This window comes from Brackiella oedipodis DSM 13743 (genome assembly GCF_000621025.1).
GTDB lineage: Bacteria > Pseudomonadota > Gammaproteobacteria > Burkholderiales > Burkholderiaceae_B > Oligella > Oligella oedipodis.
The window spans coordinates 656102-681232 of record NZ_KK211205.1 but is presented as its reverse complement, the minus strand read 5'-3'; the positions used below and the strand labels follow the sequence as shown (position 1 = coordinate 681232).

The 25131-nt window shown below is 47.1% G+C and carries 23 protein-coding genes; 7 read left to right on the top strand and 16 right to left on the bottom strand.

Annotation, left to right across the window (positions count from 1 at the left end; translation table 11 throughout):
• Positions 1–2: 2 nt before the first annotated feature.
• The 4 genes from Q335_RS0106495 to alr are packed head-to-tail and all read right to left on the bottom strand — an operon-like array spanning position 3 to position 4467.
• Positions 3–1127 carry a polyamine ABC transporter substrate-binding protein gene (locus tag Q335_RS0106495; RefSeq protein ID WP_051532351.1) on the bottom strand — a complete coding sequence of 375 codons (1125 nt, stop codon included), beginning with the start codon at positions 1125–1127 and terminating at the stop codon, positions 3–5.
• Between the two features lie 60 nt (positions 1128–1187).
• Positions 1188–1910, bottom strand: coding sequence for a 3-deoxy-D-manno-octulosonic acid kinase (locus Q335_RS0106490; RefSeq protein ID WP_028357929.1), 723 nt, complete (start codon positions 1908–1910; stop codon positions 1188–1190).
• Between the two features lie 8 nt (positions 1911–1918).
• Positions 1919–3280, bottom strand: a complete 1362-nt coding sequence (gene radA, locus Q335_RS0106485) for a DNA repair protein RadA (protein ID WP_028357928.1) — start codon at positions 3278–3280, stop codon at positions 1919–1921.
• Positions 3281–3330: 50 nt separating this feature from the next.
• A complete protein-coding gene (alr, locus tag Q335_RS0106480) occupies positions 3331–4467 on the bottom strand; it encodes an alanine racemase (RefSeq protein ID WP_028357927.1) in 1137 nt (378 codons plus the stop codon).
• Between the two features lie 105 nt (positions 4468–4572).
• Here alr and Q335_RS0106475 point away from each other — a divergent pair, with 105 nt between their 5' ends.
• Positions 4573–5475: a squalene/phytoene synthase family protein gene (locus Q335_RS0106475; RefSeq protein WP_028357926.1), complete on the top strand. Its 903-nt coding sequence runs from the start codon at positions 4573–4575 to the stop codon at positions 5473–5475.
• 30 nt (positions 5476–5505) lie between these two features.
• Here Q335_RS0106475 and Q335_RS09570 read toward each other — a convergent pair whose 3' ends face one another.
• From Q335_RS09570 to Q335_RS0106430, 10 genes are all read right to left on the bottom strand, one after another.
• A complete protein-coding gene (locus Q335_RS09570; RefSeq protein ID WP_084493563.1) occupies positions 5506–6744 on the bottom strand; it encodes an NnrS family protein in 1239 nt (412 codons plus the stop codon).
• A 126-nt stretch (positions 6745–6870) separates the two neighbouring features.
• On the bottom strand, positions 6871–8301 hold the full coding sequence (dnaB, locus tag Q335_RS0106465) for a replicative DNA helicase (RefSeq protein ID WP_245588289.1): 1431 nt from the start codon (positions 8299–8301) through the stop codon (positions 6871–6873).
• 205 nt (positions 8302–8506) lie between these two features.
• Positions 8507–8962 (bottom strand): 50S ribosomal protein L9, encoded by a 456-nt coding sequence (gene rplI, locus Q335_RS0106460; protein WP_028357924.1) that lies wholly within the window; start codon positions 8960–8962, stop codon positions 8507–8509.
• 12 nt (positions 8963–8974) lie between these two features.
• Positions 8975–9250, bottom strand: a complete 276-nt coding sequence (rpsR, locus tag Q335_RS0106455; RefSeq protein WP_028357923.1) for a 30S ribosomal protein S18 — start codon at positions 9248–9250, stop codon at positions 8975–8977.
• Between the two features lie 67 nt (positions 9251–9317).
• Positions 9318–9623, bottom strand: a complete 306-nt coding sequence (gene priB, locus Q335_RS10145) for a primosomal replication protein N (RefSeq protein ID WP_169733501.1) — start codon at positions 9621–9623, stop codon at positions 9318–9320.
• A gap of 17 nt (positions 9624–9640) precedes the next feature.
• Complete coding sequence (gene rpsF, locus Q335_RS0106450; RefSeq protein ID WP_028357922.1) at positions 9641–10009, bottom strand: 30S ribosomal protein S6; 369 nt, start codon at positions 10007–10009, stop codon at positions 9641–9643.
• Between the two features lie 331 nt (positions 10010–10340).
• The gene (folE2, locus tag Q335_RS0106445; RefSeq protein WP_028357921.1) at positions 10341–11144 is read right to left on the bottom strand and encodes a GTP cyclohydrolase FolE2; all 804 of its coding nucleotides are present in this window, start codon (positions 11142–11144) and stop codon (positions 10341–10343) included.
• A gap of 16 nt (positions 11145–11160) precedes the next feature.
• Positions 11161–13080, bottom strand: coding sequence for a 1-deoxy-D-xylulose-5-phosphate synthase (gene dxs, locus Q335_RS0106440; protein WP_028357920.1), 1920 nt, complete (start codon positions 13078–13080; stop codon positions 11161–11163).
• Positions 13081–13086: 6 nt separating this feature from the next.
• Positions 13087–14001 carry a polyprenyl synthetase family protein gene (locus Q335_RS0106435; RefSeq protein ID WP_028357919.1) on the bottom strand — a complete coding sequence of 305 codons (915 nt, stop codon included), beginning with the start codon at positions 13999–14001 and terminating at the stop codon, positions 13087–13089.
• Positions 14002–14022: 21 nt separating this feature from the next.
• Positions 14023–14325 (bottom strand): exodeoxyribonuclease VII small subunit, encoded by a 303-nt coding sequence (locus tag Q335_RS0106430; RefSeq protein ID WP_028357918.1) that lies wholly within the window; start codon positions 14323–14325, stop codon positions 14023–14025.
• Between the two features lie 197 nt (positions 14326–14522).
• Here Q335_RS0106430 and htpX point away from each other — a divergent pair, with 197 nt between their 5' ends.
• Positions 14523–15425, top strand: a complete 903-nt coding sequence (gene htpX, locus Q335_RS0106425) for a protease HtpX (protein WP_028357917.1) — start codon at positions 14523–14525, stop codon at positions 15423–15425.
• Positions 15426–15464: 39 nt separating this feature from the next.
• Here htpX and polA read toward each other — a convergent pair whose 3' ends face one another.
• Positions 15465–18221 carry a DNA polymerase I gene (gene polA, locus Q335_RS0106420; protein ID WP_028357916.1) on the bottom strand — a complete coding sequence of 919 codons (2757 nt, stop codon included), beginning with the start codon at positions 18219–18221 and terminating at the stop codon, positions 15465–15467.
• Here polA and Q335_RS0106415 point away from each other — a divergent pair.
• Positions 18220–18900 carry an LOG family protein gene (locus tag Q335_RS0106415; RefSeq protein WP_038369451.1) on the top strand — a complete coding sequence of 227 codons (681 nt, stop codon included), beginning with the start codon at positions 18220–18222 and terminating at the stop codon, positions 18898–18900. The two genes, polA and Q335_RS0106415, sit on opposite strands and share 2 nt — an antisense overlap.
• Before the next feature lie 84 nt (positions 18901–18984).
• Here the strand turns inward: Q335_RS0106415 and Q335_RS0106410 are convergent, their stop codons facing one another.
• On the bottom strand, positions 18985–19299 hold the full coding sequence (locus Q335_RS0106410) for a hypothetical protein (protein ID WP_028357914.1): 315 nt from the start codon (positions 19297–19299) through the stop codon (positions 18985–18987).
• A 206-nt stretch (positions 19300–19505) separates the two neighbouring features.
• Between Q335_RS0106410 and leuS the strand changes: the two genes are divergently transcribed.
• From leuS to Q335_RS0106390, 4 genes are all read left to right on the top strand, one after another.
• Complete coding sequence (gene leuS, locus Q335_RS0106405; RefSeq protein ID WP_028357913.1) at positions 19506–22163, top strand: leucine--tRNA ligase; 2658 nt, start codon at positions 19506–19508, stop codon at positions 22161–22163.
• A gap of 21 nt (positions 22164–22184) precedes the next feature.
• Positions 22185–22748, top strand: a complete 564-nt coding sequence (locus Q335_RS09565) for an LPS-assembly lipoprotein LptE (protein ID WP_051532350.1) — start codon at positions 22185–22187, stop codon at positions 22746–22748.
• A 2-nt stretch (positions 22749–22750) separates the two neighbouring features.
• Positions 22751–23734 carry a DNA polymerase III subunit delta gene (holA, locus tag Q335_RS09560; RefSeq protein ID WP_245588288.1) on the top strand — a complete coding sequence of 328 codons (984 nt, stop codon included), beginning with the start codon at positions 22751–22753 and terminating at the stop codon, positions 23732–23734.
• A gap of 83 nt (positions 23735–23817) precedes the next feature.
• Complete coding sequence (locus Q335_RS0106390; protein WP_051532349.1) at positions 23818–25083, top strand: glutamate-5-semialdehyde dehydrogenase; 1266 nt, start codon at positions 23818–23820, stop codon at positions 25081–25083.
• Positions 25084–25131 lie beyond the last annotated feature (48 nt).

Below are 25131 nucleotides of genomic sequence, written 5' to 3'. Positions count from 1 at the left end.
TATTAGTTCCTTAGTGTTTTCAATTTTGCCCACAGACGTGTTTGCATGCGTACGACTTTGACGGGTTGCGATTTAATCACAAATAAATGTTTACTGACTTCAGGGGGAGGATAAATCGCGGCATTAGTGGCTAATTCTGGGTCGACATACTTGCGCGCTTCTTTATTGGCATTGGCATAAAACATCTCATTAGTAATGTCAGCATGCACTTGCGGCGTTTCTATGTAATTAATAAACGCCATTGCATTGTCGTAATTGTCGGCATCGGCCGTAATGGCCATGGTATCGAAAAATACCGGCGCCCCATCAGGTGGCGTAAAAAAGTCCACCTGGAATTTTTGTTTGGCTTCACGTGCACGATGTGCCGCAATCATGACATCACCATTAAAGCCATAAACCATGCATAAATCGCCTGACGCTAGCTCATCAATATAGCCAGAGGAACTAAATTGCCGAATATATGGTCGTATTTTTTTGAGGACTTCAAAGGCTTCTTCATAATCCTCAAGCTCGGAACTATTAGGATCCTTACCTAAATAATGTAAAACTGCTGGAAATACTTGCGCTGGTTCATCGAGAATAGACACCCCGCAGGTTTTGAGTTTGGCAATGATTTTCGGATCAAAAAGATTTTCCCAACTGGCAAAGTTAAAATCCTCACCCATAATACTTTTGACCTTATCAATGTTGTAGCCCAGCGCGTCTGTACCCATGCCCCAAGGAATCAAATACTGATTGCCCGGGTCTACATCCTCTAGTAAGGCCAAAATATCGGGATCAAGGTATTTCCAGTTAGGAAATTTGGACTTGTCGAGTTTTTGCAAAAGGCCGGCTTGGATAAAGCGACTGGCGTAGTGCGTCGATGGCACGACAATATCGTAGCCCGATTTACCCGTTAGTAATTTAGCTTGCAAAATATCATTGGTATCAAAGGTGTCATAATGCACCTTAATGCCCGTCTGGCGGGTAAAGCCAGGTAAGGTATCGGAGGCTAAATATTCAGCCCAGTTATAGACATTGACCACCCCCGAGTCAGCTTGAGCACTGAACGTCGCGAACAATAGTGTCAGGCCTGCCAGCGCAGAGCGGATTTTTTTTGTAATAAAGGGAAGAAGTGATGCATTCATCCTTACCATAATTCCTTTTTAATTTTTCGTACACCAAGCCAGTTTAAAGAGAATGGTTGGTTACGTGGGCTTTATTTCTGAATAGAAATTGTGGATTTTTTGCCAAAAAAGCTCACCTTTTTGGCCACTGACTTTCACGAGTGAACGTTGCAATCTGCTTAGATTTTGGTGTGCCTTAGACGCTGGCACTGCCGTGGGATAGCGCTTGGCTTTATCAAAATCAATCACATAGACGTGTTCACTAGCGGTGAACAGCAAATTATATGCATTTAAATCGGCATGCCAAACGCCTGCTTTATGCATGCTATGAATTGTAATAGCAGTTTGCCGTGCTAATAAATCATAAAGCGCAGAATTTTCTTGAATTTGTTGTAATACTACTACGATGGGTTGGGCCTTAGGGACTTGCTCGGTGATTAAGGCCATTTGGCACCAGCCCCAGGCCTTTTGATAATAGGCGCCCAGCACCTTAGGTACCAAGACTTTTTGTTCGTGCAAATACGCTAGCACAGCAAATTCCCGAAAAGCGCGGCAATGCTCTACACCGCTCCAAAGATAATGGCGCTGTATTAATTTGGCCAGCAGGCCACCCCGCCGAAAATAACGCAATACCGCGGCCCCCTGTTGGGTTTGGATAAACCAGGCGGCATTACGTCCCCCCTGGCCCACGGCTTGCGCCTGCGGATAATGCTGCACATCAAATAAAGCCGGGCTTGGCTCGACTTGCCAGTCCGCGTGCAATAACATGCCATAGTGAGGCTGGATAAAAATCTGGTGTTTCATAATGAGCCTTATCGCAAATAGTCTAAAACATCACTAATACGCGAGACTGGCCAAATTTCCAAGCCAGAGATTTTTTGTTTGGGGGCATTATGGCGTGGGATCATAGCCTTGCTAAAGCCCAACTTCACGGCCTCTTTGAGACGTTCTTGACCACGCGGTGCAGGACGTATTTCGCCCGCTAAACCCACCTCACCAAAGGCAATTAAGCCCACCGGCAAGGGTTTATCACGCATCGAAGAAATAATCGCCAACAACACAGGCAAATCCGCCGCCGTCTCGGCAATCCGAACGCCCCCCACCGCATTTACAAAGACATCTCTATCGTAACTAGCAATCCCCGCATGACGATGCAAAACGGCTAATAACATCGCTAAACGACTGCTATCAATCCCTAGACTCAGACGCCGTGGATTGGGCACTTTGGCAATATCGACCAAGGCTTGAATCTCTACGAGTAGCGGCCGCGTGCCCTCTTGCGTGGCCATAACACAAGAACCCGCGATTTCATTAGAGTGTTGTGATAAGAAAATTGCAGAAGGGTTACTAATGCCTTTGAGTCCCTTATCGGTCATGGCGAATACACCCAGCTCATTGACGGCGCCAAAACGGTTCTTAAAGGCACGTACTAAGCGATATGAGGAATGGTTTTCACCTTCAAAATACAAGACCACATCAACTATATGCTCGAGAATACGCGGCCCAGCTAGGCTGCCGTCTTTAGTGACATGCCCAATCATGACCATCGAAATGCCATATTGCTTGGCTAAACGCGTCAGTTGCGCCGCGCATTCGCGCACTTGAGACACGGACCCCGGGGCAGCGGTCAATTCTGCCGAAAATAAGGTTTGAATCGAGTCTATCACTACCACTTTGGGTGCCACTTGCTGTATGCCCTGGAGAATTTGCTCAAGTTGAATTTCGGCCAGTATCTGAATATGCTCGACACCCACTTCTAGACGTTGTGCACGCAACGCTACTTGTTCGGCCGATTCCTCGCCCGTGACATAAAGAACGCGAGTGGAACTCGACATCGCCGCCAACGTTTGCAGAAGTAAAGTGGACTTACCGATGCCTGGATCACCACCAATCAGCACCACTGAACCTGGCACTAAGCCGCCCCCCAAGACGCGATCAAATTCGGCTAGATGCGTTGCTTGACGCGGTGTTTGGATCGCTTGGATATCCGCTAGCGAGCGGATGGCCGAACTTTTGGCAAGATGGCTGTAGCGATTGTTCGTTGGACTTGCACTAGGACTAAGCGTCTCTTCTTCTAGAGTATTCCAAGCCAGACAGTGCGGGCATTGGCCTTGCCACTTAGGGCTTTGACCACCACACGCCTTACATACAAACACTGTCTTTGTTTTAGCCATGTCTGCCGATCCTTAGTCGATGAAATGAAAATTCTCCATTTTAAGCGTTTTTATTCGTAAACGCGTGGCACGCGGTTAGCCAGAGCACATAAAATCTCGTAGGAAATACGTCCTGAATGGGCAGCGACTTCGTCAATACTAGGACCATTTTCACCCCACAAGTAAACCCAGTCACCCAGCTGTACATCCGCAATATGGGTCACATCAATGGTTAACATATCCATGGAGACACGGCCGGCAATGGCCGCGCGCACGCCATTGACTACCACGGGTGTGCCGTTAGCCGCGGAGCGTGGATAGCCATCCGCATAGCCACAAGCCACCACGGCGATTTTGCTCTTGTGCTGAGCCGTAAAAGTGCTGCCATAGCCAACACTTTGGCCGGCGTCAACTTCTTGGATCTCTATAATTTTTGCTTTGAGAGACATGGCGGGTTTTAGACCATAATCTGCAGCCGTTTCATGCTCAAGCATGCCCATAGGGGAAGAGCCATACAAACAAATACCTGGGCGGACAATATTGGCTTTTTGCAAAGCACTGCATTGAGGGTGACGTAAAATCGCCGCTGAATTGCAGATACACAACATGTCGTCATAATCATCAGTGATTTTCTGCAATAAGGCCCAAGGTTCAGCAATGGCCTGCAACTGCGCATCGGCATTGGCAAAATGACTCATAAAGCCCAGTAGCTGCACCTGACCCTGGTTCTGTAATTGCTGTAATTGTTGGTAAGCTCGATCCACATTTTTGGCTACAAACCCTAGGCGGTTCATGCCACTATTGATTTTGAGGAATACTTGTATGGGGTGTTGTACCTGGGCCTGTGCCAACTGTTGGATCTGCTCAAAATTGTGTACAGCGGTAATCGCTCGCGTACGATCTAGCACCTGAATATCTGCAGCCTCAAAAAAACCCTCTAGCAGTAATAGAGATTTTTGCCAACCCAATTCTCTAAGGCGGCTAAGGGCTTCAATTTCGATGACACTCAGACCATCGGCTTGCGCAAAGGCCTGCACCGCAGTGGCCAAACCATGACCATAGGCATTGGCTTTGACGACGGCAAAAATCTGGCTGTCTGGACCCTGGATCCCAGACTCATCTCTAAAGTACTGTAAGCGTCGTGCCACCTGCTCTAAGTTATGGCGCATATTAGCGCTTGAGATGGTCGCTTGTATTGGGCGTGTCACTATAAACTCCTAAAAAATTTATAATATTGTACGCCAGTCAAATCAGAAATTATAGAAAACGAAATCGCCTAAAATAGCATTGATGCTTTTTAAATCAATCCGAGTATGACCCCAGAAAATTACTGTGCCGACAAAGTCTTACATCGCGGCACCAGCCTTTATTACACCTTGTTTTATACGCCTGAGCCAGGCAAACGCGGCTTGATGGCCTTGTTTGCGCTCATCAAAGAACTCGAGGCGATCTTGTATGAATGTGCCGAGCCATCCGTGGCGCGCATGAAGTTGACATGGTGGCGCCATGAAATCCAAAAAACCTGGCAAGGCGCCGCCCCTTCGCACCCTATTTTGCAGGCCCTCAACAATTTACCCCTAGAATTTGTCAAGCAACCCGCCTTACTGCCCGTCATCGAACAGCTCATTGATGCGGTTGAAATGGATCTTCAACACAACCGCTATCTCGACTGGCCAGCCCTACAAAAATATCTCACGCTATTAGGAGGTTCGACAGCACGTTTGAGTACTGCTATTTTGCTCATGGCCAAAAATCGCAAGCAAAACGCTTTACGCATTGCCTTAGACCAAGATGATGGCAAGTTTATGGATTTACTCGGCCAGTTCTGTTTGTACAGTAGTCTTATTCGCGATGTGGGCTTGGCCGCCCAACAAAATCGCATTTATGTGCCGATGTCAGACCTGCGTGAGCATCAATTAACCGCTGCCATCTTACTCAATCGCCAATATGAGACGGAATTTGATGATTTAATCGCCCAGCAAATCGCACGTGCACTCGAACTTCGACAACAGGCTTTTAGGGCCATTCCGAGCACCTTAACTAAACACGATTTACGTATCCTCAAACCGATTTTTGCACGTATTACAATGGCTCAAGCCTTACTCAAAAAACTCGCTAAAGACCCACAAAAAATTCTGCAACAACGCATACACGTCAGCCCTACCAAAAAATTATGGATCGCTTATAAGGTCAAAAAGAGTCGTCTCAAATTCTAAAAAAACGCTGCTCAAGGGCAGCGTTTTTAGTTAGGTTCGTGTAACTTTTTGGGCATTGAAGCGGCGCATGCCAGGATGATCTGCGCGATGCCGCACGAGTATAGGCGCAAAACGAATAATATAAAGCCCAAAGCCGAGTACCCAACAAGTCGTGGCTATATGCAATAAGGGCAACGTGGCCACCGAAGGATAAAGAGCCGCCACCCGTGCAAGCGCGGCCACAATAATCAGCACATAACAGCACACCATGTATTTATCAGCCTTAAGCGGATGCCCGGTATGACCCAAGGCCGTGCGTGTCACCATACCGATAATCATCACTGCCATACCGCCGGCCCCAAGTATATGAACAAAAAAGGCAGGACGCGCCAGTTCTGGGAGTTCCCAGCCCATAAAGTGTAAAGCAGCACTAATCAGCCCTAAGGCAAAGAAGAAATATGAGATATATAACACCCACAATAAGGGATGTTTGAGGATTTTATGAGGTTGCCATTGAAACAGTTGCACAAGACCAATCACGCCCGCTACCGCCAAACCGAGTGCCATACCCGTTTGCTGTTGCAGCAAGGCCATAAGAATAGTAAAAGCACAGGCCCATAACTGATATTGACCGCTAGTGGCATGCATAGGAATTTGGAGCGCCGCCGCACGACTGGCAAAAAAAGGAATTACTCGGCGCGCGATCAGCAATACCACCATCACCATGAAAAGTAAGCCAATATCAAAAATGGCCATTAAAAACTCATAGTGTTGGCCATAGATACAGGCGATATAAGCACCATTACTCAGTCCCATGGCGGCCACAGCAAAAGGCAAAACATAGTTACGGCTACTTTTTGCTTTAAAAATAACCCGACCTAAACATAAGGCAGAACCTAAGTAAAACGCCACATCGGCCAAACCACCCAGTACTAAAGCCCATTGCCCAGGCACTAAGAACAGCAGACGAGCCGCTAACCAAAAAATGCAGAGTAAGGCAAGACGCTGATTTTTGGCCGGATTAATGCCCGTCCAGGTGGCACTTGCCGTCAGCAAAAAAGCACAGGCGATAGTCGCTACAAAGCCCCAAAACACCTCATGCACATGCCACCATACCCCGTTAAGTGGGCCTTGCAATAAATGCGGGGCAAAGACCCACAGCGCAACGGCGACGATGGCCCAGGCTGTTCCCCCCAAATACAGAGGTCGAAAGCCTAGAGATAAAAAAGCTTCCCAGTTAGGGCCCGGTTTCACCGCTTTGGCAGAAGGCGGTTCAATTTGAATTAACATGCTTGACTCGTGAAAAAAGAGGAATGAGTGTACGATGACTAGCCTTAAATGCTCGCTGCACTCGTGAATTAATAGTTAGTCGTTCGTCCTGACTTAGTCATTAACAACACTGTACTCAATTTTGCATTATTCACCAATAAAGCCCCCACCCGAACTATTGTTAACAAATTTGGTGTATTGCCCCAAAAAGGTCAAGCGCACTGTGCCAATCGGACCGTTCCTCTGCTTGCCAATAATGATTTCTGCCAAGCCTTTATCGGGTGATTCAGGATTATAGACTTCGTCCCTATAGATAAATAAAATCACGTCTGCATCTTGCTCAATCGCACCTGATTCGCGCAAATCCGACATGATTGGGCGCTTATTAGTGCGGGTCTCAAGACTACGGTTAAGCTGTGACAAGGCAATGACTGGGCAGTTAAGTTCACGCGCTAAGCCTTTGAGGGAGCGGCTAATTTCGGAAATCTCTGTGGCACGATTTTCAGCCCGGCCTGCGCCTGAGCCTGACATCAGTTGTAAGTAGTCGATCACAATCAAGCCAAGTTGACTGTATTTTCGAGAAAGGCGCCGTGCTCGTGCCCGCAAATCAATGGGATTTAGCCCCGGCGTTTCATCAATAAAAATACGTGCTTCCTGAAACTGCTGCATCGCATGCGTGATATGACTCCAATCCTCGGCGTTAAGATGACCTGAGCGCATACGTTGCTGATCTATTTTACCGACAGAGCCCAGCATACGGTGCGCCAATTGAGCGGCCCCCATCTCCATAGAAAATACCGCCACCGGCAGTTTCTCGACCAGTGCCACATGCTCGACGATATTCATCGCAAAGGACGTTTTACCCATAGAGGGACGTCCCGCCACGATTAATAAATCGCCACTATGTAAGCCAGAGGTTTGTGTATCGAGATCGGTAAAGCCACTCGGTGTGCCTGTGACATCGCCCTCGCGGCCTTCAAGTTCGTGCAAATTATCCAATACCTGCGTCAGTGCCGCATTAATTGAAATAAAGTCCTGTGTGCCGCGACTCCCTTCCTGTGAGATTCTAAACAGATCAGCCTCGGCTTCATCAAGTAATTGTCGTGCTTCTTTGCCTTTAGGACTCAAGGCCTGAGAGGCGATATGATCGACCACCGTTAAGATTTTGCGTCGAATGGCCGCTTCACGAACAATGTCGGCATAGGATTTGATATTTGCGGCTGAAGGCGTGTTGTGCGCCAACGAATTGAGGTAGTCTAAACCACCACAATCTTCATAATCCCCACTTAAGCGGGCCGCATCAGATACGGTTAACACATCTGCTGGACGTTCAATCTTGATGAGATTTTGGATGTGACGCCAAATCAAACGATGATCTTGGCGATAAAAATCATCCTCTAATAAAATATCACTCACCAACTCAAAGGCAAGATTGTCCAACAATAAGCCACCGAGCACCGCTTGTTCAGCCTGAATCGAGTGCGGTGGCAAGCGGATGTCTTGCAGTGCTTGATTGGAGCGGCTATCAGCCGTTAATTCTTGAGGAGCAATGGCAGGGTCGTTGTCGCTTGGCATCATATCAACTGAGAATTTAACGAAAGTTTAATGGTCTATTTTAAACTAGGATAAGTAGTTTTCCTTAAGCTATCCCAAGCCAATGACCATAAAAAAACGGCTGAGCAAATCAGCCGTTTTTGGGGAGCACTTAATGAACGATTATAAGCGATTCCTCGCTTTTATAAGACCTACGCACTAAGACACTAGGCCTTATGCACAAACATCATTAAGCCATTTCACCTTGAACAATGACGAGGATTTCGGTGTTGACGTCTGCATGTAAGTGCAATTTAACTGGGTACTCACCCACCGCTTTAAGGGCGCCATCGTCCATGTGAACTTGGCTGCGCTCAATCGCCTCAAAGCCAGCGGCGTGTAAACCACGGGTCACGTCCATATTGGTCACTGAACCGAACAAACGACCATCCACACCTGCTTTTTGATTGAAAGTCAGTTTGTAGTCTTTAAGTTGTTCAGCCAATTTTTGGGCAGCGGCTAAGCGCTCTTCTTGCGCTTTTTCGAGTTCGGCGCGACGCGCTTCGAAATCTTTAAGAGCAGCTGGTGTAGCACGTTTGGCTTTGTGTTGTGGGATCAAGTAGTTGCGAGCAAAACCGTTGCGAACGTTTACGACTTCACCCAGGTCGCCCAATTTGCCGATTTTTTCTAATAGAATAACTTGCATGATGAGAGCCTCTTATTGGTGATTGTCAGTGAATGGCAACAAAGCTAAGAAGCGAGCGCGCTTGATGGCTGTATCAAGTTGGCGTTGATAGTGAGCTTTGGTACCGGTTAAACGTGCAGGAATGATTTTGCCTGTTTCAGTGATGAAATCACGTAATGTATCGATGTCTTTGTAATCGATTTCTTCGACGCCTGCTGCTGCGAAGCGGCAGAATTTACGACGTTTAAATAAAGGATTTTGTTGAGCGAATTTACCGCGTTTATCCTTACCCTTTTTCATGTATGCCATGATTATTTGCCTTTATACTTGGTGAGTTTTTAACTCGTATTCTTAAAAATGCAGTTTGCTTAAATAGCTATGAAACGTTGTTGGGACTGATACTGTAATCCTGAATATGTACCACAAAACGCATCGAATTCTTGCGTCGCGGGGCGATAAAACCCTGGATACAGAGTGTAGTGCCGGGGGCTAACTGAGCGATTTGTTGTGCTTTGTCACCTAATACGGTGGCATCACACTGAAAGTTAAGTTGCCGTTCGATCCCTGCTTCTAGCACTACGGAGCTATGCTCCAAAACTATATTCAAAACACTTAAACCAGCGGGTGTATATCGAATCGGATCAACTGCCAGTAATCGTGCCTGAAATCTTAGTCGATTCACAACAACATCAGTCTTGATTAAGACTCAGCTTTTTCTTGAGCTGCCTTGTGACGTGATTCTTCGCGCTCAACTGATTTCATCATGACAGATGGTTCAGTCACAGCGTGTTTGGTTTTTACCGTCAAGAAACGCAAGATCGCGTCGTTGTAACGGAAAGAGTATTCAAGCTCTTCGAGCACTTCGCGGCTGCATTCGATGTTCATGCACAAGTAATGTGCTTTCACTAATTTTTGGATGGGATAAGCTAATTGACGACGACCCCAGTCTTCGTGGCGATGAATCTTACCGCCTTGAGCCGTAATCAATGATTGATAACGCTCAACCATAGCGGGCACCTGTTCGCTTTGGTCAGGATGCACAATTAACACTACTTCGTAGTGACGCATAATTAAACTCCTTGTCTTATGGATATATATCGATCCTTGGCGATCCTTGGATCGAGAGTTTGAATAAAGCACGAACGCCTTATACAGCCACAAAAAGCTAAACTAGCCGTACGCGTTTATTCAGTTGCAATAGCCCGCTACACATATATGATCTTCAATAATTTTATGTAGAACCTTATGTAGATTCCAATCTAAAATCAATCTAGCCTACACCACTATAAAAAGATCACAAACATATAGGCGAGCAAGAAACGATAGATTATAGCACCAAACTTATATCAACCGCAATTATTTTCATTCAAAAACAAGCACTTGACTCACAAATGCAACATTATGGCGCCCGCCCTTCAAGCATGGCATAGGCTGAATGATTATGAATCGACTCGAAATTTTCGACTTCAATTTTGTAATAATTCACTTGCGGTAGTTTTTGGACTTGTAGAGCAACATCACGAATTAAGTCTTCAACAAATTTAGGGTTGTTGTAAGAAAATTCGGTGACGTATTTCTCGTCGGGGCGTTTGAGCATTGACCACAGTTGGCTAGACCCTTGGATTTCGAGTGCCTGAATCAACTCGTTAAGTGCCAATTCTCCGTCTTGATCAAGCGTCACTGTAATATGCGAGCGTTGATTATGGGCACCATATTCGGAGATTTCTTTGGAACAAGGGCATAGCGTCATGACCGGCACCACGACCTTTTTGAGTATTTTAACGCCATCTTCACGGCTAGCATACGCTTGTAAAGTGACCTGATAATCAAGCAGACTTTGGATACCACTCACAGGGGCTGTTTTATTAATAAAATAGGTAAAACTGACTTCGAGTTGTCCCTGATTGGCCTCTAATTTATCAAGCATGGTGGTTGCCATGTCCTCGAGCACCGCTACACTAAAGGCTTGCTGCCGATAGGCGCTAAGCAAGGCCATAAAGCGCGACATATGCGTGCCTTTTTTGGTGGCCGGTAGCTGTACAGTGAGGGTCCACTCACCAACGGTGGCGAGGTGATGGCCTGCGCCATCGGCGACTTTTAGGGGATATTTAACTTGTTTAATACCCACCTGATCAATCAAGATTTGGCGTTGGTCTACATTATTTTGGACGTCAGGGATAAACTCCGGTGTTGTGCTGGAGATACTCATTAAAAAATTATTATCCTTTTTGTTCTAATAGTTTGCTAAAGCGTTTTTGTATAGAGGCTTCGATACCTTCCGTGTGTAAATTGAGTTGCTGCAATAATTGTTTTTGTTCGCCATGATCAATAAAGCGATCCGGAAACCCTAATTGCAAGAGCTCAACATCTAGGTTATGGGCATTCAGAAACTCGGCAACAGCACTGCCTGCTCCGCCCATCAGAGCGCCCTCTTCGAGGGTAACAAAGGCTTGATGTGTTTGTGCCAATTGTGCAATACAGGAGCCATCTAGCGGTTTCACAAAGCGCATATCCACCACAGTGATATCGTATTTTTGGGCCAAGGGTAAAGCTTGTTGTAATAAAGGACCGAAACACAAAATAGCAATAGGACTAGCACCCTGATGACGAAGCACAGCCTTGCCAAGTGGCACAGTTTGCTCTGCGACGGCAAGATCATCACCGACGCCACTGCCGCGTGGATAACGCACACTGGCGGGACCTTGGTATTGATAACAGGTATTGAGCAATAAGCGCGCTTCGGCGCGATCCGATGGCGCCGCCACCACCATATTTGGGATACAGCGCAAATAGGCTATATCGTAATTGCCCGCATGGGTGGCACCATCAGCCCCCACTAAGCCAGCACGATCCAGCGCAAAGGTGACATCGAGATTCTGTAGCGCCACATCGTGAATCAGCTGATCATAAGCTCGTTGCAAAAAGGTTGAATAAATGGCCACTACGGGTTTGAGACCCTCGCAAGCGATCCCCGCCGCAAAGGTGACGGCATGTTGCTCGGCGATCCCGACATCAAAATAACGCTCAGGAAACTGGGCTTCAAATTCGACTAAGCCGCTGCCTTCGCGCATCGCAGGGGTGATAGCATATAATTTGCTGTCTTGTGCCGCACGATCACAAATCCATTTTGAAAAGACCTGAGTAAAGGTGCGCGGTTTTTTAGTGCCCGCACTTTGGATGCCAACATCGGGGTCGAATTTGCCCGGTCCGTGATACAGCACAGGATCAGCTTCAGCCAGCTTATAGCCCTGCCCTTTGCGAGTAACGATATGCAAAAATTGCAAACCACCCGCTTTATTGCAGTTTTCGAGTGCAGGAATTAAGGCATCTAAATCGTGGCCATCGACCGGGCCGATATAATTGAAACCAAACTCTTCGAACATGGTCGCCGAATTAGCGACGGAAGCCGTGGCATTATTGGCGGTGGTCGGGCCAATCATGCTTTTGGCGTGCCCCTTGACCTTACGCGCTAAATCAGCCATAGGCGCTGGCATATGTTCGAGTACCACCTTGCTAAAATCACTCGCTTCGCGATAGAAACGACCATTCAGTAAGTGCACTAAATACTGATTAAGCGCACCTACCGGTGGCGAAATCGACATATTATTGTCATTCAAAATCACCAGTAAATTAACGTCAGGCGTTACACCTGCGTTATTGAGTGCCTCAAATACCATACCGGCTGTCATGGCGCCATCACCGATTACGGCGATGTGACGACGTTGCTTGAGACCCAAATTACGCGCGGCGACGGCCATCCCCAACGCGGCTGAAATCGACGTACTCGAATGCGCTGTACCAAAGGCATCATAGGGCGATTCTTGACGCTTAGGAAAACCAGAAATACCGCCTAACTGACGGATGGTATGCAACTGCTCGCGGCGTCCCGTCAATACCTTGTGCGGATATGACTGATGACCGACATCCCAAATAATTTTGTCTGTCGGAGTATTAAACACATAGTGTAAGGCGATGGATAATTCCACCGTCCCCAAATTCGAGGATAAATGCCCACCTGTTTGTGACACCGATTGCAAAATAAACTGACGCAGTTCATCACTCAAGTCGTGTAATTGTTGACGATTGAGGTATTTGAGATCATCGGGACCAGATATAGTGGCTAACAATTTGCTCATCATGTTCTCTTAGTTACTGCGTTTGAGCACAAACTCGGCAATGCCACGCAGGCGATTAGCGCGCGGACCAAAATGAATAATAGTGTCAAGGGCCAATTCGTGGAGCTCTTTAGCAAAATTTTGGGCTTGCTCTAGACCCATCACAGAAACGTAGTTGGGCTTATTGTGTTGCGCATCTTTGCCCGCCGTTTTGCCAAGTTTCTCTGTGTCCTGAACCTGATCAAGTACATCATCTACTACCTGATAAGCTAGGCCCAGCACAGAACCGAAGGTTTCGAGGGCCTGACGATCCTCGTAATTAGCACCACAAGCGACTGCGCCCAGCATTACGCTACCTTCGATCAAGGCACCTGTTTTGAGGCGATGCATTTGTTGTAATTGTTCGAGCTCGAGCGACTGATTGACATACTTGAGATCTAAAGACTGACCCCCGGCCATGCCCATGCTACCTGATGCAGTGGCTAATAAACGCACCGCTTGCACGACCAAGGCAGGTGCGACCGGCATTTTGACCAGTTGCTCAAAGGCACTGGTTTGCAGGGCGTCACCTACTAATAGGGCTTGCGCTTCACCGTATTTGACATGTACGGTCGGCTTACCTCGACGCAATTTATCGTCATCCATACACGGCATATCATCGTGCACTAATGAATAGGCATGAATCAATTCGACGGCAGCAGCGGCATATTGCAGGGCTTTTAGTAATGAAGAATTAAGCTCATTACGATGCACCGCCAGACCAGTGGCCAGCACCAAGGCTGCACGCACACGTTTGCCGCCCCCTAAGACCGCATAACGCATGGCCTCATGCAATTCGTTCGGAAATTCTTGGTTGGAAGGCAAGATTTCTTTGAGAAATCCTTCCATCGAATCTTGTACATCGGCTTTGAGCCAATGCTCAAAAGAAATTTTTTCGTTCAACATGCCAATTAATCCAGCACTTCATTAAAAAAGAGCGTCATCGTGATCTGATGACGGCGTCGCTTGCCTGTCGGCAGCGCTCGTAGGCGCCTTTGTCTTATTGGCGTCTAGCCATTGATTATCTTGCAAGACCTTGACTTTTTGTTCGGCTTGCTCGAGTTTTTGGCGACAGATAGCCGTCAGTTGCATGCCCTTTTCGTAAGCTTGAATCGCTTCATCCAAGGGTAATTGTTGCTGCTCCATATCATTGACAATCTGCTGCAATTGCGCAATGGCTTCTTCAAAACTGAGTTGATTATCAACGCTCTTGGCTTTTGTGGACGGCACGCCTAACTCCCATATTTACTGTTTAGTAGCTTACTGCTCAAATCGGTGATGTGAATAGATCTAATCCATGTAATATCGGCCTAATAGTGGATAAGAAATCTGTAACATAACACTAACCCTATATTTTAACAATAAATTCACAAAATCATTTAAAGTAAGAAAAATAATAGTTAACCCTAACAAAGGATTTTTGCTTAATGAAGAGAATTTTTCTATTTTTGTTGACAAATATCGCCGTGTTATTGGTGATTTCGGTGATTTTAGCCGTATTGGGGGTGGGCAATTACACCTCACAATATGGCATTGATTATGTGAACTTATTAATTATGTCTGCGGTCATCGGCTTTACAGGCTCGATTATCTCTCTGTTGATGAGCAAAACGATCGCTAAGCACAGTATGGGCGCTCGCGTCATTGACCCACAGTCACCTGCCAACGCTTCAGAGACCTGGTTACTAAATACGGTCTCACAATTGGCTCAAAAAGCCCAAGTAGAAATGCCTGAGGTGGCTATTTATCAAGGCCCGCCCAATGCCTTCGCGACCGGTGCCTTCAAAAATAGCGCCTTAGTGGCGGTGTCTACAGGTCTACTCAATAGCATGGATGAAGAGGAAGTCTGTGCCGTGCTGGCTCATGAGATGAGCCACGTCGCCAATGGCGATATGGTGACCTTGTCGTTAATCCAAGGGGTAGTCAATACCTTTGTGGTGTTTTTATCGCGCATCGTGGCCGAATTTATCGATCGTGCCTTGCGCAGTAACTCAGACTCACAAGGCGGAGGTGGTACGTATTTCGTCTGTGTGCTGGTGCTGCAAACCGTGTTTGGTTTTTTAGCTTCTATGATTGTGGCTTGGTTTTCTCGCTATCGTGAATATCGTGCTGATGCCGGGGCCGCGCACTTAATGCAATCTAAAACCCCCATGATTAAAGCCCTACAGCGTCTCGAGCAAATCAGCAGCGCCGACAATGAGTTGCCACAAGAAATGAACGCCTTTGGGATTACAGGCAAAAACATCGCCTCTTTGTTTGCTTCACATCCACCGCTTCAAGAGCGCATCGAAGCGCTTAAAGCGCTAGAAGTCACACCACTACCTAAATAAACTTGTAGCGTTTTGCTTGCTGGCGCTAAGCCCAGTCGCCTAATGGGCTTGGCGCCAATTTTCACCCTCTCCGGTCTCGACTTCTAACCCTACCTTCAAGTCTGCCACCTCCGTCATTAGGGCTGGTAATTGCTGCAGCACCTGATCTTTTTCGGCCTCGGGGACTTCTAGCACCAATTCATCATGGACCTGCATGATTAACATGCTCTCGAGTTGTTCCTGTTCAAGAAAATGTTGTACGCGAACCATGGCTTTTTTGATCAAATCGGCCGCCGTTCCTTGCATAGGCGCATTAATGGCCGCTCTTTCGGCAGCGGCACGGCGTCTCGCTGGGGCATTTTGTAAATCCCTGAACCATAAGCGGCGGCCAAAGACGGTCTCGACATAGCCTTGTTGGACCGCTTTTTGGCGAATGCTTTCCATATAGGTCGCGACCCCTGGATAGCGTTCAAAATACCGATCGATATAGAGTTGTGCTGCTTCGCGTGTGATATTGAGATTTTTGGCCAAGCCAAAGGCGCCCATGCCGTAAATCAGCCCAAAATTAATGGCCTTGGCTGAACGCCTTTGTTCAGCACTCACCTCCTCAAGAGGAATGTTAAAGATCTCGGCCGCTGTAGCACGGTGAATATCTTGTCCCTCTTGGAATGCCTTAAGTAGATTCTCATCACCCGATAAATGCGCCATCACGCGCAGCTCAATCTGCGAGTAATCAGCCGCGATCAAACACTTGCTTTTATCAGCGACAAAGGCTTCGCGGATTTTGCGGCCCTCTTCTGTACGAACCGGTATATTTTGTAAATTCGGCTCGAGAGAGGCTAAGCGCCCCGTCACAACTGAGGCCTGCGAATAATTGGTATGGATCCGTCCAGTCTGTGGATCAATCATCTCGGGTAATTTATCGGTGTAGGTCGATTTTAGTTTGGCCAGACTGCGATATTGCAAGATGATTTTCGGTAATGGGTAGTCTTCTGCTAATTGACTCAATACTTCTTCGTCTGTTGAAGGTACCCCTTTAGGCGTCTTACGAAGCACAGGCAATTGCAATTTTGCAAACAAAATCTCGCCTAATTGCTTGGTCGAGTTCAAATTAAAGCTAGAGCCAGCCACCTCATGCGCCTTGGCCTCTAATTCCTGCAAACGCTGGGTAATTTCGACACTTTGTGCACGCAAGGTGGCGGTATCTATTTTGACGCCATTGCGTTCAATTTGGCAGATCACAGGCATGACTTGCATTTCTAGCTCATAAGTCGCTTGGTAGCCTGCTTGATCACTGATTTGTGGCTCCAATAATTGCCATAAACGCCACGTAAAGTCAGCATCTTCGCAGGCGTAGTGTGCGGCTTTGTCGATGGCTACTTGATCAAAGGTAATGGCATGTTTGCCCTTACCGCAAAGCGCTTCGTACGTCGTGCCAGTTTCACCAAGGTATTTGCCTGCCAGCTTATCGAGCGCCACCCGCTGCGCCGAATCCAGCACATAGGCCATTAACATCGTGTCATGTTTGACGCCTTTAAGGGCGATACCTTCATTGGCAAACACATGCATATCGAATTTGGCGTTATGCAACACCTTATGACTGTCCGCATCATTCAGCCAAGCCTGAAGTTGCTCTAATACATACTCTTTGTCTAGTTGTGCTTGCGTGAGTTCACCCTGATGCGCCACTGGAATATACCAGCCTTGATGGGCCGCTACAGAGAGTGAGATACCGACTAATTTGGCTTGCATGGGATGCAGAGCATTGGTTTCTGTGTCAAGCGCTACTAAAGGCGCCTCTTTAATCGCCTCGAGACATTCTTGCAACACCTCTTTAGTGACAACGGTTTGATAATCACAGGCGGTTTTGGGCTTGGCTGCGGGCTCGGGATTATCTTCAGTGCTTGCATGCCCGTCTGCAGCAGTCGACTGCGCGGTGTCATGCGCATCATAAATAGCGTTTAAAAAACTATTGAGGCCGTAATGCTTGGCAATCTGCACAAGTTTGTCAACATCGGGTTGCTTAGGCGTGAGATTTTGCAACTGACTGACCTCGTCAGAAATTGCGCAATCTTGCCGTAAGGTAATCAAATCGCGAGTTAAGCCAAACTGCTCAATACTATCGCGAAGGTTTTGCCCGACCACACCCTTGATGTCATCAGCATGTTCGATAAGATTGTCTAAGGTCTGGTATTGATTGAGCCATTTTTCTGCTGTTTTGGGGCCGACTTTGGAGACACCAGGTACATTGTCTGAGGTATCACCAATCAGCATTAAGTAATCAATGATCTGCTCTGGATAAACGCCGTATTTTTGTTTGACCCCCTTGATATCGAGCGCCTCGATATCTTGCTTACCGCGTTTCATGGTATCGAGCAGGGTTACATTGTCGCTCACTAACTGCGCCATATCTTTGTCCCCCGTAAAAATCAGAGTTTGGACATCGGCGTCACTGGCCCACTTCGCGAGAGTCGCGATGACGTCGTCGGCCTCGACCCCTGGCACAGCAATCACGGGCCAGCCCATACTCGCAATGGCTTCATGAATCGGCGCGATTTGTTGCCGTAATTCCTCTGGCATAGCGGGGCGTGTGGCTTTGTATTCTTGATAAAGATCGTGCCTAAAGGTTTTGCCTTTGGCATCAAACACACATGCCATATAATCTGCTTTGTATTCTTTGGCAATTTTACGTACCATATTGATAACGCCACTTAATGCGCCTGTGGGCTCACCATTTGGACTTGTTAGATTTGGCATGGCGTGAAATGCTCTAAACAAATAACTGGAACCATCAATTAGTAATAAGGTTTTTTTCATGTCTAACACAACAAAAAATACAATTCAGGAACAAATTAAGGAGATCAATCAAGAACTGCTAACCGCAGCTGCACACCTCAAAGGCTTGAAAAGCGCCGTCAGTATATTCGGCAGCGCCCGTACTGTAAAGAATACACACTATTACAATCAGGCCAAAGAAATCAGTAAACTCCTGTCTGAGGCAGGTTTTAGTATTATTTCTGGGGGTGGCCCAGGGATTATGGAAGCCGCTAACCAAGGTTGCTTTGAGGCCAATGGCCATAGCATCGGCCTGAATATTCAGTTACCGCACGAACAAAAAGGCAATCAATATCAATCCACCAGCTTGTATTTTAAATATTTTACGTCACGCAAAACCACTTTTTTTATGAATAGTGCCGCCTACGTCATTATGCCAGGTGGTTTTGGAACCCTAGACGAGCTGTTTGAGGCCCTGACACTCATTCAAACTCATAAGAGCCCGCCAGCCCCGATCGTATTTTATGGTCGTGCCTACTGGCAGGGCTTATTAGATTGGATTCATCAGGTCGTCTTGGATCAACATGGCTACATTAATGCCGAAGATATAGAGTTATACCATCTTACCGATGACCCGCATGAAGTGGTGCAATACATCATCGAAGAAAGACAAAAAATCCAAGAACAGAGCGATCTAGAAGTCTACCCCTACAGTCTTTAAAGTAAGCCAGCAGCGGCTCGCAAAAACCAGCTTGTTAAGACACGGGCTGGTTTTTTAGTGTCCTCCAGATGCCTGCTGCTTGCACTACTCTTCGACTTCATTCTCGTTGGCTTGCGCGGGGGCCTGCGCTGCATGGTCATTCTTGTCCTTAGGATCCTTAGGCGTGGGTCGACACGTGACATGCAGAATATGAATGGTTCGATAAATATCCTCTTTGTCATAGACGCTGCCCTTGAAATCACGCTCGCAAGAGCGCTGTAATTTGGCCAGGCAATTGGCTTGATCCTCGGGTTGACACTCAAGCAATAAATGTACATCGCCATCCGTATATAGTGGCGTGGTTTTGCAAGCACTCAAGCCCAATAATAGACTTGGCAAAAGCACCGCGAGTTTTTTCATAAATCTTTAGTCCTTGTCTAGCCGCTCTTAGCTTAATATCCTTTGCTATTGTAAAATCAGATTTTACTGGCATTCAGGTTATAATAAATTTATATTTTTTTGCCTAATTTAACGCAAAATTCACAATAAATTCATTCTAATTATTTGCTAAACACTTAGAGGCTGTCTCAGTGGCTAGATTGAGACAGCATTTATTATTTTCTATTATGCAAGAACAATACAATCCATCCCTCATTGAACAACAAGCCCAACAACACTGGCGCCAAGAACACGCTTATAGCACCACCGAACACGCGCTTAATCCTGATGGCTCCGAAAAACCAAAATTCTATGCATGTTCGATGTTGCCCTACCCAAGTGGCAAGCTGCATATGGGGCATGTGCGCAACTACACCATTAATGATGTGATGGCTCGTCAACTGCGTATGCGAGGCTATAACGTACTGATGCCTATGGGTTGGGATGCGTTTGGTATGCCAGCCGAAAATGCCGCCATTAAATCAAAGGTACCTCCTGCGCAATGGACGTATAACAATATTGATTACATGAAAAAGCAAATGCAGTCCATGGGCTTGGCCATTGACTGGAGCCGCGAGATGTGTGCCTGCGACCCCCAATATTATCGTTGGAATCAATGGCTTTTTCTGAAAATGCTCGAAAAAGGCATCGCCTACCGCAAAACGCAAACCGTCAATTGGGACCCCGTTGACAATACCGTTTTAGCAAACGAGCAAGTGATTGATGGTCGCGGTTGGCGCTCAGGCGCTTTGGTCGAAAAGCGTGAGATCCCGGGTTACTATTTACGCATTACTGATTATGCCGAAGAACTCCTCGATTACGTCAAAAACAAGCTCACTGGCTGGCCGGATCGTGTTCGAGCCATGCAAGAAAACTGGCTCGGTCGCAGTGAAGGGGTACGATTTGCCTTTACACACGAAATTCGTAACGAAGCTGGCGACTTAATCCAAGACGGCAAATTATTTGTCTACACGACACGCGCCGATACGATTATGGGGGTGTCTTTCTGTACCGTCGCTGCCGAACACCCACTAGCCGCCGAAGCCGCTCGTCGCAATCCCAAGATTGCCGAATTTATTGAGTCTGTCAAAAAAGGCGGTACTACCGAAGCCGAGATGGCCACCAAAGAAAAAGAAGGGGTGGCCACCGGCTTATTTGTGCGTCATCCAATCAGTGAGGAACTGATTGAAGTTTGGGTGGGTAATTATGTCTTAATGAGTTACGGCGACGGGGCTGTGATGGCCGTGCCTGCGCACGACGAACGCGACTTTGAATTCGCCCAAAAATATAATCTCCCTATCAAGCAAGTCGTGGCCATTGATGGCAAAGAGTACTCCACGCAAGTTTGGCAAGATTGGTACAGTGACAAAGAACACGGCCATTTAATCCATTCCCAACAGTTCGATGGTTTAAGTTCCAAACAAGCCATTGATCAAGTCAGCGAACTCCTAAGTAGCAAAGGTCTGGGCCAAAAACAAACGGCTTGGCGTCTGCGGGACTGGGGGATTTCTCGCCAACGCTACTGGGGCACCCCGATTCCTATTATTCATTGTAAACAATGCGGCGCTGTGCCCGTCCCCGAACAAGATCTGCCTGTCGTATTGCCCGAGGACTTGATTCCTGACGGTTCAGGCAACCCTTTGGATAAATGCGAAGAATTCGTTAACTGTCGCTGTCCTAATTGTGGTGCGCCTGCTCGTCGCGAAACCGACACCATGGATACCTTTGTGGACTCCTCATGGTATTTCATGCGTTATACCTCAGCCAACAATGATCAAGCCATGGTTGATCAACGCAATGATTACTGGATGCCGATGGATCAATACATTGGGGGTATTGAACATGCTGTGTTACACCTGTTGTATGCGCGTTTCTGGACCAAAGTGATGCGTGATTTGGGTCTGCTTAAGTTCGATGAACCCTTCAAAAACTTGCTATGCCAAGGCATGGTCTTAAATCAAATTTATTCTCGTCGCACCGATAAAGGCGCTATTGAGTATTTCTGGCCACATGAAGTCGAAAATATTTACGATAGCAAAGGGGCCATCATAGGGGCGCGCCTGATTAAGGATAATTCTGAAGTCGACTATAACGGCATTGGCACAATGTCCAAGTCCAAAAACAATGGGGTGGATCCACAAGCCCTTATCGACAATATGGGTGCCGATACCGCACGTTTATTCGTCATGTTTGCCAGCCCGCCAGAACAAACCCTTGAGTGGTCAGAGACGGGCGTCGAAGGTTCACATCGCTTTCTCAAACGCCTCTGGTCAAGTATTTATAAGTGGCAAGAAGCGATCAAGCAAGCGCCAGAGGTCAGTGACATCGACTGGTTGCAAGCACCTAAGGCTTTCAATGAATTGCGTTTGCAGACTCACTCCTTGCTCAAACAGGCCAATTATGACTATGAGCGGATTCAATACAACACTGTAGTCTCCGCCAATATGAAGCTGCTCAATGCAATTGAGTCAACACCATTTGATGACTCCGCCGCCAGCCATGCCGCCCTTAAAGAAGCCGTTAGCATTCTATTGCGTCTGCTCTATCCTGTAGTGCCTCATATCACTTGGCACTTATGGCAAGAACTAGGCTTTGACCAAATACAGGGTGACCTGTTGGATGCGCCTTGGCCCGTCGTCGATGAGCAAGCCTTAGTAGTTGACGAAATTGAACTAATGCTGCAAATTAATGGTAAATTACGCGGCTCAATTACGGTGGCGAGTGAAGCCACTAAGGCACAAATCGAAGCCATCGCCTTACAACACCCAGCCCTCGAAAAATTTATCAGCGGTCAGCCTAAACGCGTTATCGTCGTGCCTGGTCGTTTGGTTAATGTGGTCGGTTAAGACATTGCCAAAGGAAAACTCATGAAAGCCCATAAGCTCGCTAATTCTTTTTATTTATCATGGCATCGTGCATTTATCTTACTGATGCTTGTTAGTTTATCGTTATTAAGTGCCTGCGGCTTTCATTTACGTGGCACCACCGAGTTGCCTTTCAAGACCGTCGCGACCAATATCAACAAGAATTCTGAGTTTGGTAATCATCTTTTACGACGTCTTAAGGCAACTTCGCCAAATACCGACTTTGTGGCCGAAAATGCCAACGCTGATGTCATCTTCCATGAGATCAATAGTCAAGCTGTGCAGCGAGAGATGTCATTGGATGATAATGGCCGTGTCTCAGAATATGAATTGAGCTATATTTATCAATTCCAATTGACGGACCGCAGCGGTCAAATTCTGTTGCCGCCCACCGAAATTATCACGCATCATTTGCTGCCTTATGACGAGGATCAATCAGATGCCGACGGTCAGTTACAAGCTTACCTCTACAAAACCATGAGCCTGAACATTGCCGACCAAATCGTGCGTTACGTGACAGCACCTAAGGTCATTCAGCGCTATCGTGCCCTTCATGGCTTGAGATAAACGTGGCGCATTTATATGTAATTACGGGAGACGAATTATTACTCCGTAATGAGCAACTCGATCGTTTGCGAGCTGATCTACGCCAACAAGGCTTTAGTACCAGCTTTAAGTATTCGATGCAGGCCACAAGTCACTGGGATGAGATTTTGCAAGAGTCACAAAATGTCTCTCTTTTTGCGGAAAGCAAAATCCTAGAAGTCGAGCTCAGTAGTGGCAAGCCCGGACGTAATGGCGCCGAGGTACTGATACAACTGAGCGAGCAAATGGCCAAAAACGCGCTCCCAGATGTCGCCCTGATTGTGCTATTACCAAAACTAGATCGAGCCACGCAAACTAGCAAGTGGGCCAAGGCCCTTTTTGACAAAGCCAAAGTCTTCACTTTGCCGGTGATAACGGCTCAACAATTGCCGCAATGGATTGAGCAACGATTGCAGCAGCAAAAGCAGAGCGTTGATCGTGCCACCTTACAGTGGATTGTCGATCAAGTTGAGGGCAATTTATTAGCGGCACAACAGGAGATCCTAAAATTAGGCCTGGCGTTTGGTGAAGGGCCCATTGCTTGGCAAGATATAGAAGCCTCGATCCAAGATGTGGCTCGCTACAATGTGTTTGCCCTTTCAGAGGCTATGCTAAAGGCCCAAGCGGCGCGCTCAAGTAAAATTCTTCGCGGCTTGCAAGCCGAGGGCGAGCAATTACCGATGGTGCTGGGCTTTATGCTACGGGATATTCGCGATCTCTATGCCTTGGCGCAAGCGCGTGAGCAACATAGCCTGAATGCTAGTACCTTTAAGCAATTACGCATTTTTGGCCCCAGAGAACATCATCTGAAACAAGCCTTAAATCGTTTAAGTTTTAGGCAATTGCAAGGGATTTTGCAGCACGCTCATGATATTGATCGCGGCTTTAAGGGCTTTCCGGCTAAGCATCGTTTGAGCGATCAATGGCAGGAGCTCAATAAGCTGGCGCTACGCATCGCAGCACCCTAGCGTCGCTAGCCCCCAGAGCTGATGAACGCAGGCGCGTTCAGCACGCTTTTTACTCATGCAATCATTCTTAACGTTGATAATTTATGACGCAACTAGACATTAACGCCTATATGCAAGACTTGGGTCGACAAGCCAAACAAGCGGCTCAAGAATTACTCAAAATTTCTGGCGCCCAAAAAAATCAAGCGCTTAACTGCCTTGCTGATTTCATCGAGCAGGAACAAGCGGCTCTTCTGGCCGCCAATCAGGAAGACCTACAAGCAGCACGCGCCAAGCAACTGGCGGCTCCCTTAGTCGATCGTCTCAAAATAACTGAAAAAAGCATAGCGCTCATGACACACGGATTGCGTCAGATTGCTAATATGGACGAGCCTATCGGCACGCTCAGTGCCAGCAAAATTCGGCCCAATGGCATGAAAGTGGCACAAATGCGTGTGCCACTTGGTGTGATCGGAATTATTTATGAATCCCGCCCTAATGTCACCATTGATGCAGCAGCCCTTTGTCTTAAGACCAGCAACGCTTGTATATTGCGAGGAGGCAAAGAAGCCTTCGCCTCTAATCAACTGTTAGGTCAGCTAATCCAAAAAGTCCTACAGACCTGTGATATCCCCGCGCACGCGGTACAAGTGCTCAATACCACCGATCGTCAAGCCGTTGATGCCCTCATTACACTGACGGAATTTGTGGACGTTATCATCCCACGTGGTGGCAAATCGCTATTACAACGCTTGTCTGAGCGTGCTCGCGTGCCGATGATTATGCACCTAGAGGGAAATTGTCATATGTATATCGACGCTGAGGCCGATCCCGCCATGGCGATTAAACTAGCACACCATGCGAAGACCTATCGCTATGGTATTTGTGGCGCTCTAGAAACCCTTTTAGTGCACCAGCAACAGGCCAAACAAGTGTTGCCGACCTTGGCGCAGCTGTTCGAAACGGCCGGGGTTAAGGTCCATGCTTGTAAACGCAGCATTGGTTTTTTTAAAAATGCACAAGCCGCCACGACTGACGATTGGCTAACCGAATACCTAGCCCCAGAAATCGCCATTCGTATCGTCGATAGCCTCGAAGAGGCCATCACTCATATTAACCGCTATAGCTCAGGACATACCGAGAGCATTATTAGCAATAATCTGCAAAATGCCGAAAAATTTCAGCGCTGGGTCGACTCTAGTTCGGTGCTGGTCAATCTGCCAACCGTATTTGCCGATGGCTTTGAATATGGCCTGGGGGCCGAAATTGGCATTTCTACCAACCGTCTACATGCCCGCGGACCGGTAGGTTTAGAAGGCTTGACTACGTATAAATGGGTCTTATCTGGAAATGGTCAAACCCGTCACTAGACTGGACTGTTATAAAACTCATTGTGTAATTTATTCTGTCTTTTTTGG

Excerpts from the sequence above, each read along its gene's own strand:
- dxs (WP_028357920.1), bottom strand. The coding sequence starts at position 13,080 with ATGATGAGCAAATTGTTAGCCACTATATCTGGTCCCGATGATCTCAAA.
- rplI (WP_028357924.1), bottom strand. The coding sequence starts at position 8,962 with ATGCAAGTTATTCTATTAGAAAAAATCGGCAAATTGGGCGACCTGGGT.
- Q335_RS0106390 (WP_051532349.1), top strand. The coding sequence starts at position 23,818 with ATGACGCAACTAGACATTAACGCCTATATGCAAGACTTGGGTCGACAA.
- polA (WP_028357916.1), bottom strand. The coding sequence starts at position 18,221 with ATGAAAAAAACCTTATTACTAATTGATGGTTCCAGTTATTTGTTTAGA.
- Q335_RS0106495 (WP_051532351.1), bottom strand. The coding sequence starts at position 1,127 with ATGAATGCATCACTTCTTCCCTTTATTACAAAAAAAATCCGCTCTGCG.
- rpsF (WP_028357922.1), bottom strand. The coding sequence starts at position 10,009 with ATGCGTCACTACGAAGTAGTGTTAATTGTGCATCCTGACCAAAGCGAA.
- Q335_RS0106415 (WP_038369451.1), top strand. The coding sequence starts at position 18,220 with ATGTCTAACACAACAAAAAATACAATTCAGGAACAAATTAAGGAGATC.
- Q335_RS0106435 (WP_028357919.1), bottom strand. The coding sequence starts at position 14,001 with ATGTTGAACGAAAAAATTTCTTTTGAGCATTGGCTCAAAGCCGATGTA.
- Q335_RS09570 (WP_084493563.1), bottom strand. The coding sequence starts at position 6,744 with ATGTTAATTCAAATTGAACCGCCTTCTGCCAAAGCGGTGAAACCGGGC.
- htpX (WP_028357917.1), top strand. The coding sequence starts at position 14,523 with ATGAAGAGAATTTTTCTATTTTTGTTGACAAATATCGCCGTGTTATTG.
- leuS (WP_028357913.1), top strand. The coding sequence starts at position 19,506 with ATGCAAGAACAATACAATCCATCCCTCATTGAACAACAAGCCCAACAA.
- radA (WP_028357928.1), bottom strand. The coding sequence starts at position 3,280 with ATGGCTAAAACAAAGACAGTGTTTGTATGTAAGGCGTGTGGTGGTCAA.
- Q335_RS0106410 (WP_028357914.1), bottom strand. The coding sequence starts at position 19,299 with ATGAAAAAACTCGCGGTGCTTTTGCCAAGTCTATTATTGGGCTTGAGT.
- Q335_RS0106490 (WP_028357929.1), bottom strand. The coding sequence starts at position 1,910 with ATGAAACACCAGATTTTTATCCAGCCTCACTATGGCATGTTATTGCAC.
- rpsR (WP_028357923.1), bottom strand. The coding sequence starts at position 9,250 with ATGGCATACATGAAAAAGGGTAAGGATAAACGCGGTAAATTCGCTCAA.
- dnaB (WP_245588289.1), bottom strand. The coding sequence starts at position 8,301 with ATGATGCCAAGCGACAACGACCCTGCCATTGCTCCTCAAGAATTAACG.
- Q335_RS0106475 (WP_028357926.1), top strand. The coding sequence starts at position 4,573 with ATGACCCCAGAAAATTACTGTGCCGACAAAGTCTTACATCGCGGCACC.
- Q335_RS09565 (WP_051532350.1), top strand. The coding sequence starts at position 22,185 with ATGAAAGCCCATAAGCTCGCTAATTCTTTTTATTTATCATGGCATCGT.